The organism is Actinomadura bangladeshensis (assembly GCF_004348335.1).
In the GTDB taxonomy this organism is placed as follows: Bacteria; Actinomycetota; Actinomycetes; order Streptosporangiales; family Streptosporangiaceae; genus Spirillospora; species Spirillospora bangladeshensis.
In genome coordinates this window covers 14180-31193 of the sequence record NZ_SMJW01000008.1, presented here as the reverse complement: position 1 = coordinate 31193, position 17014 = coordinate 14180, and the positions used below count along the sequence as shown (strand labels likewise).

Genomic DNA, 17014 nt, shown 5'->3' with positions numbered 1-17014 from the left:
GGAAGAGCCCGCGGCCCCCGGCCTCTCCGGCCGGGGGCCGCGGGCTCTGCCCTACCGGGCGATCTTCTCCCAGTGCCACCGGGTGTCGAACGCCGTGACCTCGATGTCCGCGCCCTCGGCGGCGAGCGCCGCGGCGAGGCCCGTGGCCTTCGCGATGAAGGCCGAGGCGCGGTCGGCGGCCAGCAGGTCCTGCTCGTCGAACGGCCGCCCTTCGCAGCGCAGCAGCCGCAGGTCGACGAACCCGTTGAAGGTCCGGCCGAGCACGTCCACCGCCTGCGGGCTGCGGACGCTGTACCGCACCTTGGCGGCGACGTGGCCGTGGTGGTGCTGGTCGGAGTGGTGGGCGATGTCGGAGATGGTGGGCGGCACGAAGTAGTCGCGGGCCTTGACCTCGGGAACCTTCGGGAGGTTGCCGGCCAGGAAGTGCCACGAGTTGTACTGCATGCGCGCGGAGATCGACCACGCGGTGTCGGCCAGGTGCGCGGGCGAGTCCCCGAAGTGGCGCCGGGCCTGCGGCGCGGGCACCACGCAGCAGAAGAAGTGCGGCATGTCCCAGCCGGCGATCTCGGCCCACTTGCGCCCGCGCAGCGCCTCGACCAGTGCCGTGAGCGACCGCATGCCGCGGCTCATCGCGCAGTCGGCGCCGAACGCCGCCGTCGCCGCGCGCACGGTCTCGTAGACCAGGGACTCCAGGCCCGTGCCGAACTCGCCGCGCGGCTCGGCCAGCCAGCGGGGCGACGCCTCGATCGCGGCGCCCAGCTCCCCGAGCGTGCCGCCCGCCACCGGGAGCCGGTCGCGTACGCGCGCGCAGAGGTCGGCCTCCAGCCGCCGCGCGCCGCCGGCGGGCGCCCCCGCGATGCGTTCGATCTTGTGCATCAGCGGGCCGTGGATCTCGCGGTAGAGCCTGACCCTGGTGGTGATCTCCCGGCGGCGTGCGGCGACCGCCTCCGCCAGGTCGCTCAGCGCCGCGACCCGGGCCGAGGCCGCCGGCGGCACCCGCCGCCCGCCGGGAACGCCGTTGTACGCCACCCGCGTCCGTTCGAGCAGGTGGGCCACATGCTCGGTGGTGAGCTGCGTCCCGTTGGCCTCCTCGATCCGGGCGAACCCCACCGACCGCACCAGCAGCGTCAGGCAGACCACCATCAGCACGTCGCTGTCGGACCACAGTTCGAGCGGTACGCCCGCCAGGCTGCTGAGCGCGCAGTCCGGGTGCCCCGGCCGAAGCGTCTTACCGGTCAGCGTGTTGCGGTCCCGGAAGTTGGTGTACTGGCGGTCCCCGGAGTACAGCACGAACGGCGCCGTCCGCAGGGCCGCCTCCTTGAGGTCGTCCAGCATGTCCTGGCGGCCGCCCGGTCCAGCCGCCGCGAGCCACGCGCGGCAGTCGGCGACCGACGCGCGCAGCCGTTCGGCGGCACGGGCCAGTTCGGCCCGGTAGTCCGACAGCTGCCGCGCGGACCATGGCACGCGCAGCACGCCGCCCACGAGGCCGTCGGGGGACAGCGGGCCTTCCGACGGGACGCGCACGAGGACGCGGCCGCTGGTGCTCAGCCCGATCTCGCCGAGGAACGCCGCCTCCGCGGTGCCGGCCGGATCGGCGGTCCGGCCGTCTTCCCGCCACGACCTGCCGAACAGGACCTTCAGCGCGCACTCGGCCGGGACGGGCAGCGCGCGCAGCTGGATGTCGGCGGGGACGTGGCCGGCGAGCGTCAGCAGCGCGTCCACGGCCGCGGGCAGGTCGTCCGCGGCGGCAGCCCGCCGCCAGGTGCGCTTGAGCAGCCCGGGGAACCCGGCGTCCTCGGCCACCGGGTAGTCCGGTTTGCCGGCGGTCCCGGCCCGCTGCCCGAGCCGGCTGGGCCGCCGGCTCTGCCGCGCCTTCGCCAGCGCGGCCTTGCGGGACGGCGCGGCGCCCCGCTCGGTGGGCGCGCTCATGGCGATCCTCCGGCCATCAGGCCGAGGTGGTCCCACAGCCGGTCGGGCGTCGGTGTCCACTGCTCGTCCACGTAGATGCAGTCGACGGGGCAGACCATCACGCACACCGGGCAGCCGGAGCACAGTTCGGGGACGATCACGACGTCGAGTCCGCGATCGAGGATCGCCCCGAATTCGGGCGGGCAGTTGCGCAGGCACCGGTCGCAGGTGATGCATTCCGACGTCTCGATGCGGCGCGGCGGCTTCCGCCAGTTCTCGGCGCGGGACCGCCGCGCGATCCGTTCGGCGCGTTCGGCCCCGGCCGCCGAAGGAGCGTCTTTCGCCCACGGCATGTCGTCCTCCTCAGCTTCCTCATCGTCGGTCAGAAGGCACCGAAGTACTCGCGGTGCTCCCAGTCGGTGACTTCGCCGCCGGCGGGACGCTCCGCCGCGCACCAGGTCTCGAACCGCGACGCCTCGCTCTCCTTCAGCTTCGCCAGGCACGTCCGGAGCGGCGTGCCGAGCAGTTCCTCGGCACGCCGGCTCGCGCCGAAGGCGCTCAGCGCCTCGCGCAGCGACCGCGGCAGCGCCGGATGGGCGTTCGGTTCGGCGGGGAGGCCGGAGAGCAGGCCCTCCAGGCCGGCGGAGAGCTGGGAGGCGATGACCAGGTAGGGGTTCGCGCACGGCTCCCCGATCCGGTTCTCGACGTGGGTCGCGGCGTCGCCGCTCAGCACCCGGACCATGGCGCTGCGGTCCTCCAAGCGCCAGTCGACGCCGGTGGGGGCCAGCGGGAACTCCGGAGCCAGCCGCCGGTAGCCGTTCACCGTCGGGACCGACAGCAGGCAGAACTCCCGCGCCCGCGCCAGCAGGCCCTCGACATAGGACTCCCCCTCGGGGGAGATCGCGTCCGCCGTGCCGCCGCCCGCCGCGAACACGTTGAGGTTCGTCTTCGTGCTGGTGACGGACTGGTGCAGATGCCAGCCGCTGGAGTCGAAGCCGTCCAGGCGCGGCAGCGTCATGAAGGACGCGTGGAAGCCGCGCCGCCTGCAGAACTGCTTCACCTGGGTGCGGAACAGCAGCATCGCGTCGGCGGCGTCCAGGGCCGGCATGGGCGCGAAGGTCGTCTCGAGCTGCCCGGGGCCGGACTCGTGCTCCATCGTGCGCAGCGGCAGGCCGAGTGCCATGAGCATCGCGGCCAGCGGGTCCGCGACCTCGGCCACCGAGTCGTAGTGGCCGTCGAGATTGAACTGGTAGCCGGAGTTCACCGCCTCCACCGCCGGCGCGGCTCCCTGCAGGCCGAATCCGTTGCCCGCGTTCCCCGGCGGCCCGCCCGAAAGGCGCGTGAGGTACCACTCGACCTCCAGCCCGATGACCGGGGCCAGGTCGTGCTGGGCGTACTCGGCGCACACACGGTGCAGCACGCCGCGGGACGCGAGCGGGTGCGGCGTGCCGTCCCGCAGGTACTCGTCGCCGAGCACCCAGGCGGTCCTGGACTCGGTCCGGGGCAGGACCTGGAACGTGCGCGGATCCGGGACGAGCACGAAATCGCCCGCGCCGCGAAGCTCACCGACCCCGACGCCGGAGTCGGCGAGGAAATCGACGGCCACGGCATGGCCGGTGTCGAACAGGAACGGCCCGGGGCTGAAGTCCATGCCGTTGCGCAGCACTGTCCGGAACACGTCCGCGGGCACCGTCTTGGACCGGGCCAACCCGTGCGGATCGCAGAACACGACCCGGACGAGGTCGATCTCGTCCAGCTCCACCTCGATCCGCTCCGCCGCGGCGGCCTGCCGGTCGTCCCAGAGCCCGAACTCGGCGACGAACGAAGGGCGGCCGACGCCGCTCTCGCCGCCGGGCCGGGGCCATGGCCTGGAGAACATGATCACTCTCTTTCCGCTGTCGGGCCGGCCGGGACGAAGGCGCGGCCGAGTTCGGCCTCGACGCGTCCGGCCACGGCCAGCACCAGGTCGTCGTCGCCGAGCCGGCCGACGAGTTGCAGCCCCACCGGGAGTCCGCCGGGCGTGACGCCGACGGGAAGGGACAGGGCCGGCTGGCCGGTGATGTTGAACGGGTAGGTCGCGGGCGACCACGCGAGCCACAGCAGGTCGTCCGGGTCGGCCGCCCACGGCGGGGCGATCGCGTCCGCGGCGAACGGCTCGACGGGGACGGTCGCCATGGCCAGCAGGTGGTACCGGTCCATTACCGCGCCCAGCGTCGCCCGCAGCGCGAGCCGCACCTCCTCGGCGCGCAGCACCGCCGTGCCGCTCAGGGAGCGGCCATGGCGCACGACCGCGAGCCGGCCTTCGTCGCACCACTGCTCGTCGGCCGGCGACGTGCCGCTCGCCTCGGCGGTGGCGAGGATGTCCACCAGGGCGGCGTACGGGTCGGGGAACGGGACGTCGATGCGCTCGACGCGGTGTCCCAGCCCGGTCAGCACCGGCAGGACGTCCTCGGTGGCCCTGCGGACCTCACCGGACGTCCGGGGGAACTCGATCCAGCCGATGCGCAGGGAGACGGGCCCCGTCCTGAGCGCGGGCGGGCCGGTCACCGAGTCCGGGTCGCGGTGGTCGGGGCCGGCCAGCAGCGACGTGAGCGCCGCGGCGTCGGCCACGCTGCGCGCGAGCGGCCCGACGTGCGCCAGCCCCTCGGCGCACGGGGGGACGTAGGGAACCCGGCCGGCGGACGGCTTGAACCCGACCACGCCGCAGAACGCCGCGGGGATGCGGATCGAGCCCGCGCCGTCGGTGCCGAGCGCCGCGGTGCACAGGCCCGCCGACACGGCGGCGGCGGATCCGCCGCTCGACCCCCCGGCGGTCCTTCCGAGGGCCCACGGGTTGCGGGTGGGGCCGGCCACCCGGCTCACCGTGCTGGCGCTCCACCCGTGCTCCGAGGTCGCCGTCTTGCCCACCACGATCGCGCCCGCGGCGCGGAGGCGGGCCACCGCGGGGGCGTCCACCGCGGGGCGCCGGTTCGGCAGCAGCGACCCCCGCCGCGTGGGGAGGTCCTGCGTCTGGATGAGGTCCTTGACCGCCACCGGCACGCCGAGCAGCGGCCGGTCGCGGAAGGCGGCCTCGCCGAGCCCGGCGATGAGCCGGTCCGCCTCCGCCGCCTCCCGGAGCGCGCGGTCGCCGGCGACCGTGACGAACGCGCCGAGCTCGGCGTCCGAGGCACCGATGGCCGCGAGCACGGACCGCACGTGCTCGGTGACGGTCGAACGGCCGCGGAGAAAGGACTGCGTTGTCTCTCGAATACCTTGGTGGATCGGCTGTCTATTGCTTGCGACATCGGTGACTGGCACGGGACTACTAGATGACACGGCAAAGCGCCGTGCAAGTGCTGGACCGGCAAGGACGGGGCTCGGGGGCAAGGTCGGAGAAAGAGTGCCCGCCGCCCGCCCCGTCCGGCTGGTTCAACCGAGCCGAATCGGCAGTTGAACGGACCGCACGGACGAAGAAGTCGGCGACGGCCGCTATGCCCCGGGCGCCGCTCGTGCTTATCCTTCGGTAGAACTGATCCAGCGAAGGGACGGAAATGATATCCCGCTATTCGCTGCCGGAGATGGCAGATCTGTGGACGGATCAGGCGCGCTACGCCACCTGGACCAAGGTGGAGGTCCTGGCGTCTCAGGCGCAGGCGACGCTCGGCCGGATACCCGAAAGCGCCTTGGCCGACATCCGGCGCGCCAAGGTGCCGTCGGCGGAGCGCGTGGCGGAATTCGAGCGCGAGCGCGACCACGAGATCCTTTCCTTTCTCGCGGCCTTCTGCGAGGACGTCCCCGACGACTCCGCCCGGTGGGTGCACCTGGGCATGACGAGCTACGACCTCGTGGACACGGCCCTTGGGTACACCCTCGCCCGCGCCTGCGACGTCCTGCTCCGGGCGGCGCGGCGGCTTCGCGGCGTGCTGGCCGACAAGGCGGCCGGCCATTGGGACACCGTGTGCATCGGGCGGACCCACGGGATGCACGCCGAGCCCACGACGTTCGGCCACAAGCTCGCCGGGTTCGCCTTCGCGATCGACCGCTCCGTGCGGCGGCTGGAGGCGGCGCGCACCGAGGTGGCGGTGGGCACGATCTCCGGGTCGGTCGGCACCTACGCGCTGATCGACCCCTTCGTCGAGGAGTACGTGTGCGCGGAGCTCGGCCTGGGCGTGGAGCCCGCGCCCAGCCAGGTCGTGGCCCGCGACCGGCACGCCCAGCTGCTGCAGGCGGTGGCCGCGCTCGGCGCGTGCGTCGAGCAGATCGCCACCGAGGTGCGGCTGCTGTCGCGCAGCGAGGTCCGCGAGGTGGAGGAGAGCCGGACGGCCGGCTACCAGGGGTCGAGCGCGATGCCGCACAAGCGCAATCCGACGACCAGCGAGCGCCTGGTCGGGCTGGCCCGGCTGCTGCGCGGCCACGCGGGGACGATGCTGGAGAACGTGGCGCTGTGGCACGAGCGCGACCTGTCGCACTCGTCGGTCGAGCGGGTCGTCGTCCCGGACGCGATGATCGTCGCGCACTACCAGACGACCGCGGCGGCGGACCTGGTGGCGGCGCTCGAGGTGTTCCCGGACCGGATGCGCGCCGCGATCGACCGGACCGGCGGCCTGGCGTTCAGTTCGGCGGTGCTGGCCGATCTGCTGGAGAGCGGCACCGAGCGCGAACGCGCCTACCGGGCGGTCCAGGCCGCCGCGAACGGAGCCCTGTCCGGCGCTGCGGATCTCGAGACGCTGCTCAGGGCCGAGGGAATCGAGACCGGCCCGCTAGGGCCGGAACGCTTCCTTGTCCATCATGATGTGATCCTCAAGCGATTGGACGCTCTTCGTGACATGGGAGATTGAGCGGGAGAACGGGGCCGCCCTGGAGTTGGACGACGTCCTGGAGGTCTACCGGTCCTCGGGGCTCGGCGAACGGCGCCCGGTGGCGGACGTCGAACGAATGGCGGCGATGGTGCGCAACGCCAACCTGGTCGTCACCTGCCGCGTCGGCGGCGCGCTGGTCGGCATCGCTCGCAGTGTCTCGGATTTCTCCTACGTCACGTACCTGTCCGATATCGCGGTCAGCCGGCCGTACCAGCGGACCGGTATCGGCAGGGCCCTCATCGACGCGACGCGGAAAGAGGCGCCGCAGGCCAAGATCGTGCTGCTGTCGGCGCCGGCGGCCACCGACTACTACCCGCACATCGGCTTCACCCGGCACCATTCCGCCTGGGTGCTGAATCCGTAGCGGCGCCTTCCCTCGGCGCCTCCCGCTCCGGCTCGTCCGCAGGCGCATCGGTCCACATCGGCCCGGCCCAGAAGGTCCCCGTCCACATCAGACCTTCGCCGACGTGTGCCAGTACGGACCGCAGGGCCGACTTGAACCGCGACTTTCGCATCCTCGTCACTTGCCATTCGTGAGGGGGAACCGGTCATGGCCACTTTGTGTGGCTGCTCTCGCAAAAGGATCGATGCCCACTTGAGTACGGCCGGGCAAATGGCGAAAAAGCACCTTAGAAGATGCCTGCCGCTCGGCCGGCCCGCCACTATGTGACGTGGAAGGCGATCAAGGGGCGGGCATTCTCTCGGGCAGGAGGCATGCGGTGAAAGGAATCATCCTCGCCGGAGGCCATGGGACGCGGCTGCACCCGATCACGCTCGGCATTTCGAAGCAGCTGCTTCCGGTCTACGACAAACCGATGATCTACTACCCGCTGTCGGTGCTGATGCTCGCGGGCATCACCGAGATCCAGATCATCTCCTCACCGGACGACCTGGACGCGTTCCGCAGACTCCTCGGGGACGGCTCGTCGCTCGGCATCTCGCTGAGCTATGCGGAGCAGGACAAGCCCAGAGGGCTCGCGGACGCGTTCCTGGTCTCCGCGGACCACATCGGAGACGACTCCGTCGCCCTGGTCCTGGGCGACAACATCTTCCACGGCGCGGGCTTCGGCACGCTGCTCCACCGGGCCGCGCGCAACGTCGAGGGCTGCGTGCTCTTCGGCCACCCGGTGCGGGACCCGGAGCGGTACGGGATCGGCGAGGTGGACGAGCAGGGGAGGCTCGTGTCGATCCAGGAGAAGCCGGCCAGGCCGCGGACCAACTTGGCGATCACGGGGCTCTACCTCTACGACAACCGGGTGGTGGACATCGCCGGGCGGTTGCGGCCCTCCGAGCGCGGGGAGCTGGAGATCACCGACGTCAACCGGATCTACCTGGAGCGGGACGAGGCCACGCTGATCCAGCTTGGCCGGGGCTACGTCTGGCTGGACACCGGGACCCACGACGCCCTCATGGAGGCGGGGCAGTACGTGCAGGTGCTCGAGCACCGGCAGGGGGTGCGGATCGCCTGCGTCGAGGAAATCGCCTGGCGCCTGGGATACATCGACCGGGACGCCTTTTACCGGCTCGGCAGCAGGCAGGCGAAGTCGGACTATGGCCGGTACATCATGGAAGTGGCCGAATCCGGCTGACCGAAATCGGCGATATCGGGTCTATTTTTGGGCGAAAAGTCACGATTCGACAACCTCATCGCGTGAGGTACTGCACCCTCCGGCGAGGCCGTGATTGTTTCGCAGCGCGCGATATCGGGGGTGCGCGGCGGGGCCGCGCACGACGAGGGGAATCGTATGAAGCGCACAGTGATCGCGGCAGCGGCCGGGCTCGGCCTGGCCGGTGCGGTCGTCTCGGTACCGGGGGCCGCGGCGGCGGCATCGCCGGCACCTGCGGCATCACCGGCACCGCGGGAAGCGGCCGGGGGCATCGCCTGGACGCCCTGCCCGGACGACGACCCGATCATGGGCGGCTACCTCAAGGGGCTGGAATGCGGCTCGCTCCAGGTGCCGCTCGACCACGACCGCCCCGGCGGCAGGAAGATCGCCCTGGCGCTGACCCGGGCCCGGCACACCGCGCCGGACGCGCAGTACCAGGGCATCGCGCTGCTGAACCGCGGCCAGTGGCCGGTCGCCATCGGACGGGACCTGTCCGCCCGGTTCGCCGGCGGCTCGACCGGGCTGCCGGCGGCGGTCGGCGCCACCTACGACTGGATCGGCTTCGACCCGCGCGGCGTCGGGGCGAGCGAACCGAAGGTCGCCTGCGATCCCGACTTCCTCTACCCGGGCCACGCCCGGCCGGACTACGTGCCGCGCACCGCCGCCGACGAGCGGGCGTGGCTGGCCAAGGCCCGCTCGTTCGCCGAGAGCTGCGGCGAGAAGTACGGCGACGTGCTCAAGCACCTCAGCACCAAGGCCACCGCCCGTGACCTGGACCTGATCCGGGCCGCTCTCGGGCAGGACGAGCTCAGCTACGTCGGCTACGGCTACGGCACGTACCTGGGCTCGGTCTACGCCTCGATGTTCCCGAACCGGGTGCGCCGGATGGTGCTCGACAGCGTGGTCGGCCCCAGCCGTGTCGGGTACCGGGCCGTCCTGGACCAGAACACGGCACTGGAGAAGCGCGCCGACATCTTCTTCTCCTGGGTCGCCGAGCACGATTCGGTCTACCATCTGGGCGCCACCGCCGCCGAGGTCGAGGCGAACTACTACAAGGGCATGGACCTGCTCCGCGAGGCGCCGGTCGACGGGACGATCGGGCCGGCGGAGTACGGCGACATCTTCCAGATCAACGCCTACCGGACCTACACCTGGACGTTCCACGCGCAGGTGCTGGCGGACTGGGTGCTGCGCAAGGACCCGACGGGACTGCGCAACAGCTGGGGCCCGGTCGACTACCCCGGGCAGAACACCTACGCGATGACCACCGCGATCCAGTGCCGCGACGCCGCGTGGCCGCGCGGCTGGAAGCGCTGGCTCAAGGACCACCGCCGCCAGTACGACCGGGGCACGCGGTTCGTCACCTGGCGCAACGCCTGGTACAACGCACCCTGCGCCTTCTGGCCGGTCCCCGCGGCCAAGCCGCAGAAGGTCGGCCACCGCGGCGTGAACATCCTGGTGGCGCAGGGCGAGAACGACGCCGTGACCCCGGCGGCCGGCGCCTACGAGGTGCACAGGCTCTTCCCGAACTCCCGGCTGGTGCTGGAACGCGGCGGCAACTTCCACGGCACGGCCCTGTCGCCCAACGGCAACCCGTGCATGAACGGCTACGTCATCGCCTACCTGAAGGACGGAACCCGTCCGGCATCCCGGAAGGGCGTCGACGCCTCCTGCGAGGCCAACCCGGCACCGGAGCCGGCGGCCGGGTCCTGATCACCAGGCGCCCGCGCTCCAGGCGGTGTAGACGGTCGGGAACACGGGCCGGAAGCCGAGGTCCGCGCGGATCCGGGTGGTGTCCACGATGCCCGCCCACGGGTCGTCGAGCGGCCGGTCCGCCGCCGCCGGGTCGAGCGGCCGCCCGTGCAGCCGGAGCACCTCGGCGGCCGTGACCGGCGCGTCGTCGCCGACGTTGAAGGCGCGTCCGTCCACGCCGTCGGCGTCCAGGGCCCGCAGCACGGCCTGCCCGGCATCGGCGTGATGCACGAGGTGGAGGCGCCGGTGCGCCGGCCACGTCCGGATCCGTGCCGCGGATTCGGCCAGGTGCGGGTCCCCGTAGCCGTACACCAGGGCGAACCGCAGCACGCGCAGTCCCAGCCCGTCGCGCTGGTACAGGTCCTGCAGCGCTTCCTCGGCCGCCGCCTTGCTGCTCGGGTAGACGCCCTGCGGCTTCAGGGCGTCGTCCTCGTCCGCGGGACGTCCGCGCCCAGGGCCGTAGACGAAGTACGTGCTGGCGAAGACGAAACGGGCCGCTCCCGCGCGCAACGCGGCCCGGGCGAGCGCGGCGGCACCGTCCCGGTTCACCGACGCCATCCGCTCCGGGGTGGCGTCGCGTCCGGTCGCGGCGCCGAGATGCACCACGGCGTCCATCCCGTCGACCGCTCGGCGCAGCGCGGCGGGATCGCACAGGTCGCCGCCCACCACCTCCGCCCCGAGGGCCGCGAGCGGACCGCCCCGTGCGGTGTCGCGGACGAGGACGCGCACCTGGTCGCCGCGATGCAGCAGCAGCGGGGCGATCCGGCCGCCGACCCGTCCGGTGGCGCCGGTCAGCAGCACCCGCTTGGGCGCCGGCCCGGCGGTGAGCGGGTGCCGGGCGCGGTCGTCGCTTCGGTCATGGAGAGGCATGCGCACCGTCCGTCAGGGCTTCGGCCGTGTCGGCGTCGCGGTTGACGAGCGCCGCGTAGCGGCCGCCGAGGGCGAGCAGTTCGTCGTGGGCGCCGCGTTCGGCGATCCGGCCGGAGTCCAGGACGACGATCTCGTCGGCGTCCCGGATCGTGGACAGCCGGTGCGCGATCGTGATCGTGGTGCGGCCGGCGCTCGCCGCGTCGACGGCCTCCTGGACGGCCAGCTCGGTCTGCGTGTCGAGGGCGCTGGTGGCCTCGTCGAGGACGAGGACGGGCGGGTCGCGCAGGACCGCGCGCGCGATCGCCAGGCGCTGCTTCTCCCCGCCGGAGAACCGGTACCCGCGCTCGCCGACCACGGTGTCGTACCCGTCGGGCAGCGACATCAGGTGGTCGTGGATGTGCGCGATCCCGGCCGCCGCGACGAGCTCCTCGTCGGTCGCGTCGGGCTTGGCGAACCGCAGGTTCTCGGCGACGGAGGCGTGGAACAGGTAGGTCTCCTGGGAGACCACGCCGACCGCGGCGGCGAGCGTGTCGAAGGACATGTCCCGCACCTCGACGCCGTCGATCGTCACCCGGCCGGAGGTCACGTCGTACAGCCGGGGGATGAGGTAGCTGAGGGTGGTCTTGCCGGAGCCGGTCTCACCGACGATCGCGAGGCTGCGCCCGGCGGGCACGGTCACGTCGATGCCGTCGAGGATGGGACGTTCGGCGCCGGGGTAGCGGAAGGAGACGTCCTGGAGGCGCAGCTCCCCGCGCAGCCGCGCGGGGGCGACGGGGTGCGCCGGCTCGGCCAGGTCGACGGGCATGTCGAGGTAGTCGAAGATCCGGCCGAACAGCTCCAGCGAGCTCTGCAGGTCCACCCCGACGTCCAGGAGCTGCACCGCCGGCCGGTACAGGTTCACCTGCAGGGTGGTGAACGCGATCAGCGAGCCGAGGGAGACCGCCATGTGGTCGCCCGGGCCGGCCAGCCCGGCGACCCAGTAGGTCACCGCGGGCATCGAGGCCATGATGATCTGGATCGCGGACTGCCGCCAGCGGCCCGCCAGGGTCGCGCGGACCTCGATCTCCAGGAGCCTGCCGGACTCGTCGGCGAAGGTGTCGGTCAGCGACCGCTTGCGGCCCATGGTGTGGCCGAGCAGGATGCCGCTCACCGACAGCGACTCCTGCACGATCGAGGAGAGCACGGCGAGCTGCTGCTGCCGGTCGCGGGTGATGCCGCGGCGCTCGCTCCCGACGTTGCGGCTCACCCAGACGAAGCCGGGCATCATGACCAGCGTCGCGATCGTGAGCCGCCAGTCGAGGACGACCATGGCGATGACGGTGGCGACGACGATCGTCGCGTTCGAGACGAGCGTGGTCGCGGTGGTCGTGACCGTCGCCTGCATCCCGCCGATGTCGTTGGCGATGCGGGACTGCACCTCGCCGGTGCGGGTCCGGGTGAAGAAGGCCAGCGACATGCGCTGCAGGTGCGCGTAGACGGCGGTGCGCAGGTCGTGCATGACGCGCTGGCCGACCTTGGCGGAGGCGTAGATCTGCCAGACCGTCAACGCGGTGTTGGCGATCGACACGGCGACCATGCCGAGGACGAGGACGGTCAGCAGGCCGGTCCGCCCCTGGGGCAGTGCCACGTCCATGATCTCGCGGAGCAGGAACGGGTAACCGAGCGAGACCAGCGCCGAGGCGGCGACGAGGACCCCGACGAACAGCAGGCTCCACCGGTACGGCCGGAACAGCCGGGCGATGCGCCGCAAGGGAACGTGCGGGTTCGCGGTCGTCGATTCGGCGGTGCTCAAGAATTCCTCCCATCGTTCCGCATCGTCGCTCGCTATCGGGAGTATTCAGCATGTCCGTTCGACTGTGGATATGACGCAGTCGAACGGAGCCGCCCGGTTGAACGGCGCAATTTGAACGCTTTGAGAAGGCCGGCGGCTCAGGGTAGAACGGTCCGAGAGCAAGTCGGCAGCGTTATTCCTACAGTTTGGTCTGCCATGAAAATCCTGTACATCGTCACGGGCTCCTCGCCGACCTACTATTCGGTGGCCCCACTGGTGACGGCGGCGCGGAACGCCGGGCACGAGGTCATGCTGGCCGTGCACGAGCCGTGGGTGAAGACCGCGGAATCCATCGGACTCCCCACGTTCTGCTTCACCGAAGAACCGCTCCGGACGTTCATGGGCGTGCCCCTCTCCGGAAAGCCCCGGCAGTACGTGCCGATGCCGGCGGACGAGCAGATGCTCGCGCAGGGCCACGGCTTCGCGAAGATGGCCCTGGCCGGCGGGGAGGCGCTGCGGCGGCTGGCCGAGGACTGGGCCCCGGACCTGATCGTGGGCAGCGCGCTGGCCTTCTCGGCGATGCTGCTCGGAGCCCGCCTCAAGATCCCGTACGTGCGCCATATCGAGAACGAGATCCCGGTGGCGCGCATCGACGCGGGCGCCGAGGAGGAGCTGCGGCCCGAGCTGGAGCGGCTCGGGCTGGACGCGCTGCCGCGGCCCGACCTGCTGCTCGACGCCACGCCGCCGTCGCTGCGGCCGGCGGACGCACCCCCCGCGCAGCCGCTGCGCTGGATCCCGAGCAACCCGCAGCGCCGCCTCGAGCGCTGGATGTACACCCGCCCGGAGGGGCGCCGCCGCATCCTGATCACCTCGGGCAGCCGCGGCCTGATGTTCCACGACGGGGGATGGTCCATGCCGCGGCTGGTGACCGAGCTGACCGGGATGGGGGCCGATGTGCTGGTCGCCGCCTCCCCGGGCAACCGGGACCTGACCGAGCACCGGATCCCCGACCGCATCCCGGCCGCCGAGGGGTTCAGCCGGGAGGCGGGCGATGTCCGCGTCGGCTGGATCCCGCTGGACGCGGTCGCCCCCACCTGCGACCTGGTCGTCAACCACGGCGGTACGACCACCATCTTGACGCTGCTGGCCGCCGGCGTGCCGCAGCTGATCATCCCCGAGGGCAAGCCGGACTACCACCGCGACACCTGCGCGCGGTCCCTCGGCGGATTCGGCGCGGCCAAGGCGCTGTGGCCGCGGGAGCAGGAGCCGGGCAGGGACCCGGGCGAGGTGATCGCCGCGGCCTGCCGGGAGATCCTCGACGAGCCGCGCTACGCCGAACGGGCGAGGTCGCTCGCCGCGGAGATGGCGGCCCAGCCGACGCCGGCCGAGGTCGTCCCGATGCTGGAAGCGCTGGCCTCCCGCTAGCGGCGTCCGCGGCTGGAGATCGTCATGGCGACAAGGTGCGACGACGGGGGGCCGGTGTGAGCGGTCGGCGGGTGGCCATCACCGGGATCGGGGTGCTGGCGCCGGGAGGAATCGGGGTCAAGAGGTTCTGGGACCTGCTCAGCGCGGGCCGCACGTCGACCCGCGGCATCACGTTCTTCGACCCGGCCGGGTTCCGGTCCCGGGTCGCGGCCGAGGCGGACTTCGACGCCTGGGAGCACGGCCTGGGACCGCAGGAGACGCGCCGCATGGACCGGGCGGCGCAGTTCGCGGTCGTCACCGCGCGGGAGGCGGTGGACGACAGCGGGCTGGACCTCGGCGGCGTCCCGCCCCATCGCACCGGGGTGTCGGTGGGCAGCGCCGTCGGCGCCACGATGGGCCTGGACCAGGAGTACCGGGTGGTCAGCGACGGCGGCCGGCTGGACCTCGTCGACCACGAGTACGCCGTGCCCCACCTGTACGGCTACTTCGTGCCGAGTTCGTTCGCGGCCGAGGTCGCCTGGTCGGCCGGCGCCGAGGGGCCCGCCACCGTGGTGTCCACCGGCTGCACCTCGGGGCTGGACTCGGTCGGCTACGCGGCCGGGCTGATCCGCGACGGTGCGGCGGACGTGATGATCGCCGGTGCCACCGACGCGCCGATCTCGCCGATCACGGTGGCCTGCTTCGACGCGATCAGGGCGACCACGCCGCGCAACGACGATCCCGAGCACGCCTCCCGGCCGTTCGACCGGACCCGCAACGGCTTCGTGCTCGGCGAGGGCGCGGCGATGTTCGTCCTGGAGGAGTTGGGCGCGGCGCGCCGCCGCGGCGCCCGCGTGTACGCCGAGATCGCCGGATACGCCACCCGGAGCAACGCCTTCCACATGACCGGGCTGCGCCCCGACGGCCGCGAGATGGCCGAGGCCATCCGCGCGGCGCTGGCCGGGGCGCGGATGGACCCGCGGGACGTCGACTACATCAACGCGCACGGCTCGGGGACCAAGCAGAACGACCGGCATGAGACCGCCGCGTTCAAGCGCAGCCTCGGCGAGCACGCCCGCCGTACCCCGATCAGCTCCATCAAGTCGATGGTCGGCCACTCCCTCGGTGCGATCGGCTCGATAGAGATCGCCGCCTCGGTCCTGGCCATGGAGAACAACGTGGTGCCCCCGACAGCGAACCTGCACGAGCCCGATCCCGAATGCGACCTCGACTACGTGCCGGTCACGGCGCGCGACTGGCGGACCGACACCGTGCTCACGGTCGGCAGCGGTTTCGGCGGTTTCCAGAGCGCGATGGTCCTGACCCGTCCCGGCAGGGCGCCGGCATGACCCCCAGAGCCGTGGTGACCGGAATCGGCGTCGTAGCCCCGAACGGATTCGGCGCGACCGATTACTGGACCGCCACCTGCAGCGGTAAGAGCGGCATCGGCCGCGTCACGCGATTCGATCCGCGGCGGTATCCGGCGAAGCTCGCCGGAGAGGTGTCCGGGTTCGACGCCGCGGAGCACCTCCCGAGCAGGCTCATCCCGCAGACCGACCGGATGACCCAGCTCGCCCTGGTGTGCTCGGACCAGGCGCTCTCCGACGCCGGTGTGCGTACGCGGGACATGCCGGAGTTCGGGATGGGCGTGGTGACCGCCAGTTCGTGCGGCGGCTTCGAGTTCGGCCAGGGCGAACTCCAGAACCTGTGGAGCAAAGGCGGCCAGTACGTCAGCGCCTACCAGTCCTTCGCCTGGTTCTACGCGGTCAACACCGGCCAGATCTCGATCAGGCACGGCCTGCGCGGCCCCAGCGGCGTGCTGGTCAGCGACCAGGCGGGCGGGCTGGACGCCATAGCGCAGGCGCGCCGCCTGGTCCGCGACGGCACCGACCTCGTCGTGTCCGGCGGCATCGACGCGTCGATCTGCTCGTGGGGATGGGTGGCCCAGCTCGCCGGCGGCAGGCTGAGCACCAGCGAGCGGCCGGAGCGGGCCTACCTCCCGTTCGACGCCGACGCGGCCGGGCACGTGCCGGGCGAGGGCGGCGCACTGGTGATCATCGAGGACCTCGCGGCCGCCCGCCGGCGCGGCGCGGCCCGCGGCTACGGCGAGATCTGCGGGTACGGGGCCACGTTCGACCCCAGGCCGGGCAGCGGGCGGGAGCCGGGGCTGCGGAGGGCGATCGAGATCGCGCTGGACGACGCGGGCCTGGCGCCGGACGAGATCGACGTCGTCTTCGCCGACGGTGCCGGCCTCCCGGAACTCGACCGGATCGAGGCGGCGGCGATCACCGGGGTCTTCGGGCCCCGCCGGGTGCCGGTCACCGCGCCCAAGACCATGACGGGCCGGCTCGGATCCGGCGGCGCCCCGCTGGACGTCGCCGCCGCCCTCCTCGCCATGCGGTCGGGACTGATCCCGCCGACGGCGAACGTCGTCCTCGCGCCCGAGTACGACATCGACCTGGTGACCGCGCGGCCGCGGCGCGCGCCCGTGGCCGCGGCCGTCGTCCTGGCGCGCGGGCAGGGCGGCTTCAACTCCGCGGTCGTCCTGCGATCCATCGACTGGAACGGACCGAGGGAAAGGGGCCGCAATGGCATTCGGTGAATTCACCATCACGGATCTCCGTCGCATCCTGCACGAGGCTTCGGGCGCGACCGACGGCGACGGCGTCCGAGCCGACACCGTGGACACCGATCTCGCGCAGCTCGGCTACGACTCGCTGGCCGTCCTGGAGACCGGCGGCCGGATCGAGCGGGAGTTCGGCGTCGAGCTGGACGACGAGACGCTGCTCGATTCGACCACGCCGCGGGCCCTGATCGAGGCCGTCAACGCGCGGCTCGCCCGCGAAGCCTCCTGAGCGGCGGGA

General features: G+C 72.4%; 14 protein-coding genes. 8 read left to right on the top strand and 6 right to left on the bottom strand.

Annotated elements, in window-relative coordinates:
• Positions 1–51: 51 nt before the first annotated feature.
• From E1284_RS03160 to E1284_RS03145, 4 genes are read right to left on the bottom strand one after another with little or no spacing between them, the layout of a single operon-like run.
• A complete protein-coding gene (locus tag E1284_RS03160; protein ID WP_131936833.1) occupies positions 52–1929 on the bottom strand; it encodes a hypothetical protein in 1878 nt (625 codons plus the stop codon).
• Positions 1926–2261: a 4Fe-4S dicluster-binding protein gene (locus E1284_RS03155; protein WP_131936831.1), complete on the bottom strand. Its 336-nt coding sequence runs from the start codon at positions 2259–2261 to the stop codon at positions 1926–1928. Before E1284_RS03155 ends, E1284_RS03160 begins: the two co-directional genes overlap by 4 nt.
• A gap of 29 nt (positions 2262–2290) precedes the next feature.
• The gene (locus E1284_RS03150) at positions 2291–3787 is read right to left on the bottom strand and encodes a glutamine synthetase family protein (RefSeq protein WP_131936829.1); all 1497 of its coding nucleotides are present in this window, start codon (positions 3785–3787) and stop codon (positions 2291–2293) included.
• Positions 3788–3789: 2 nt separating this feature from the next.
• On the bottom strand, positions 3790–5103 hold the full coding sequence (locus tag E1284_RS03145; RefSeq protein WP_207923529.1) for an amidase: 1314 nt from the start codon (positions 5101–5103) through the stop codon (positions 3790–3792).
• A gap of 335 nt (positions 5104–5438) precedes the next feature.
• Here E1284_RS03145 and purB point away from each other — a divergent pair, with 335 nt between their 5' ends.
• The 4 genes from purB (at position 5439) to E1284_RS03125 (ending at position 10066) form a co-directional block, all read left to right on the top strand.
• Positions 5439–6725, top strand: a complete 1287-nt coding sequence (gene purB, locus E1284_RS03140) for an adenylosuccinate lyase (RefSeq protein WP_131936827.1) — start codon at positions 5439–5441, stop codon at positions 6723–6725.
• Positions 6709–7110 (top strand): GNAT family N-acetyltransferase, encoded by a 402-nt coding sequence (locus E1284_RS03135; protein WP_131936825.1) that lies wholly within the window; start codon positions 6709–6711, stop codon positions 7108–7110. The genes purB and E1284_RS03135 overlap by 17 nt, the downstream gene beginning before the upstream one ends.
• 355 nt (positions 7111–7465) lie before the next feature.
• Positions 7466–8335, top strand: a complete 870-nt coding sequence (gene rfbA, locus E1284_RS03130; protein ID WP_131936823.1) for a glucose-1-phosphate thymidylyltransferase RfbA — start codon at positions 7466–7468, stop codon at positions 8333–8335.
• 156 nt (positions 8336–8491) lie between these two features.
• Complete coding sequence (locus tag E1284_RS03125) at positions 8492–10066, top strand: alpha/beta hydrolase (protein ID WP_207923527.1); 1575 nt, start codon at positions 8492–8494, stop codon at positions 10064–10066.
• On the opposite strand, the gene E1284_RS03120 is transcribed toward E1284_RS03125, so the two are convergent.
• Positions 10067–10975 carry an NAD-dependent epimerase/dehydratase family protein gene (locus tag E1284_RS03120; RefSeq protein WP_131936821.1) on the bottom strand — a complete coding sequence of 303 codons (909 nt, stop codon included), beginning with the start codon at positions 10973–10975 and terminating at the stop codon, positions 10067–10069. It lies immediately after the preceding gene.
• Complete coding sequence (locus tag E1284_RS03115) at positions 10962–12767, bottom strand: ABC transporter ATP-binding protein (protein WP_131936819.1); 1806 nt, start codon at positions 12765–12767, stop codon at positions 10962–10964. Before E1284_RS03115 ends, E1284_RS03120 begins: the two co-directional genes overlap by 14 nt.
• 195 nt (positions 12768–12962) lie before the next feature.
• Here E1284_RS03115 and E1284_RS03110 point away from each other — a divergent pair, with 195 nt between their 5' ends.
• From E1284_RS03110 to E1284_RS03095, 4 genes are read left to right on the top strand one after another with little or no spacing between them, the layout of a single operon-like run.
• Positions 12963–14171 (top strand): nucleotide disphospho-sugar-binding domain-containing protein, encoded by a 1209-nt coding sequence (locus E1284_RS03110; protein WP_131936817.1) that lies wholly within the window; start codon positions 12963–12965, stop codon positions 14169–14171.
• 56 nt (positions 14172–14227) lie between these two features.
• Positions 14228–15499, top strand: coding sequence for a beta-ketoacyl-[acyl-carrier-protein] synthase family protein (locus E1284_RS03105; protein ID WP_131936815.1), 1272 nt, complete (start codon positions 14228–14230; stop codon positions 15497–15499).
• Positions 15496–16752, top strand: a complete 1257-nt coding sequence (locus E1284_RS03100; protein WP_131936813.1) for a ketosynthase chain-length factor — start codon at positions 15496–15498, stop codon at positions 16750–16752. The genes E1284_RS03105 and E1284_RS03100 overlap by 4 nt, the downstream gene beginning before the upstream one ends.
• Positions 16739–17005: an acyl carrier protein gene (locus E1284_RS03095; protein WP_131936811.1), complete on the top strand. Its 267-nt coding sequence runs from the start codon at positions 16739–16741 to the stop codon at positions 17003–17005. Before E1284_RS03100 ends, E1284_RS03095 begins: the two co-directional genes overlap by 14 nt.
• Positions 17006–17014: the final 9 nt, after the last annotated feature.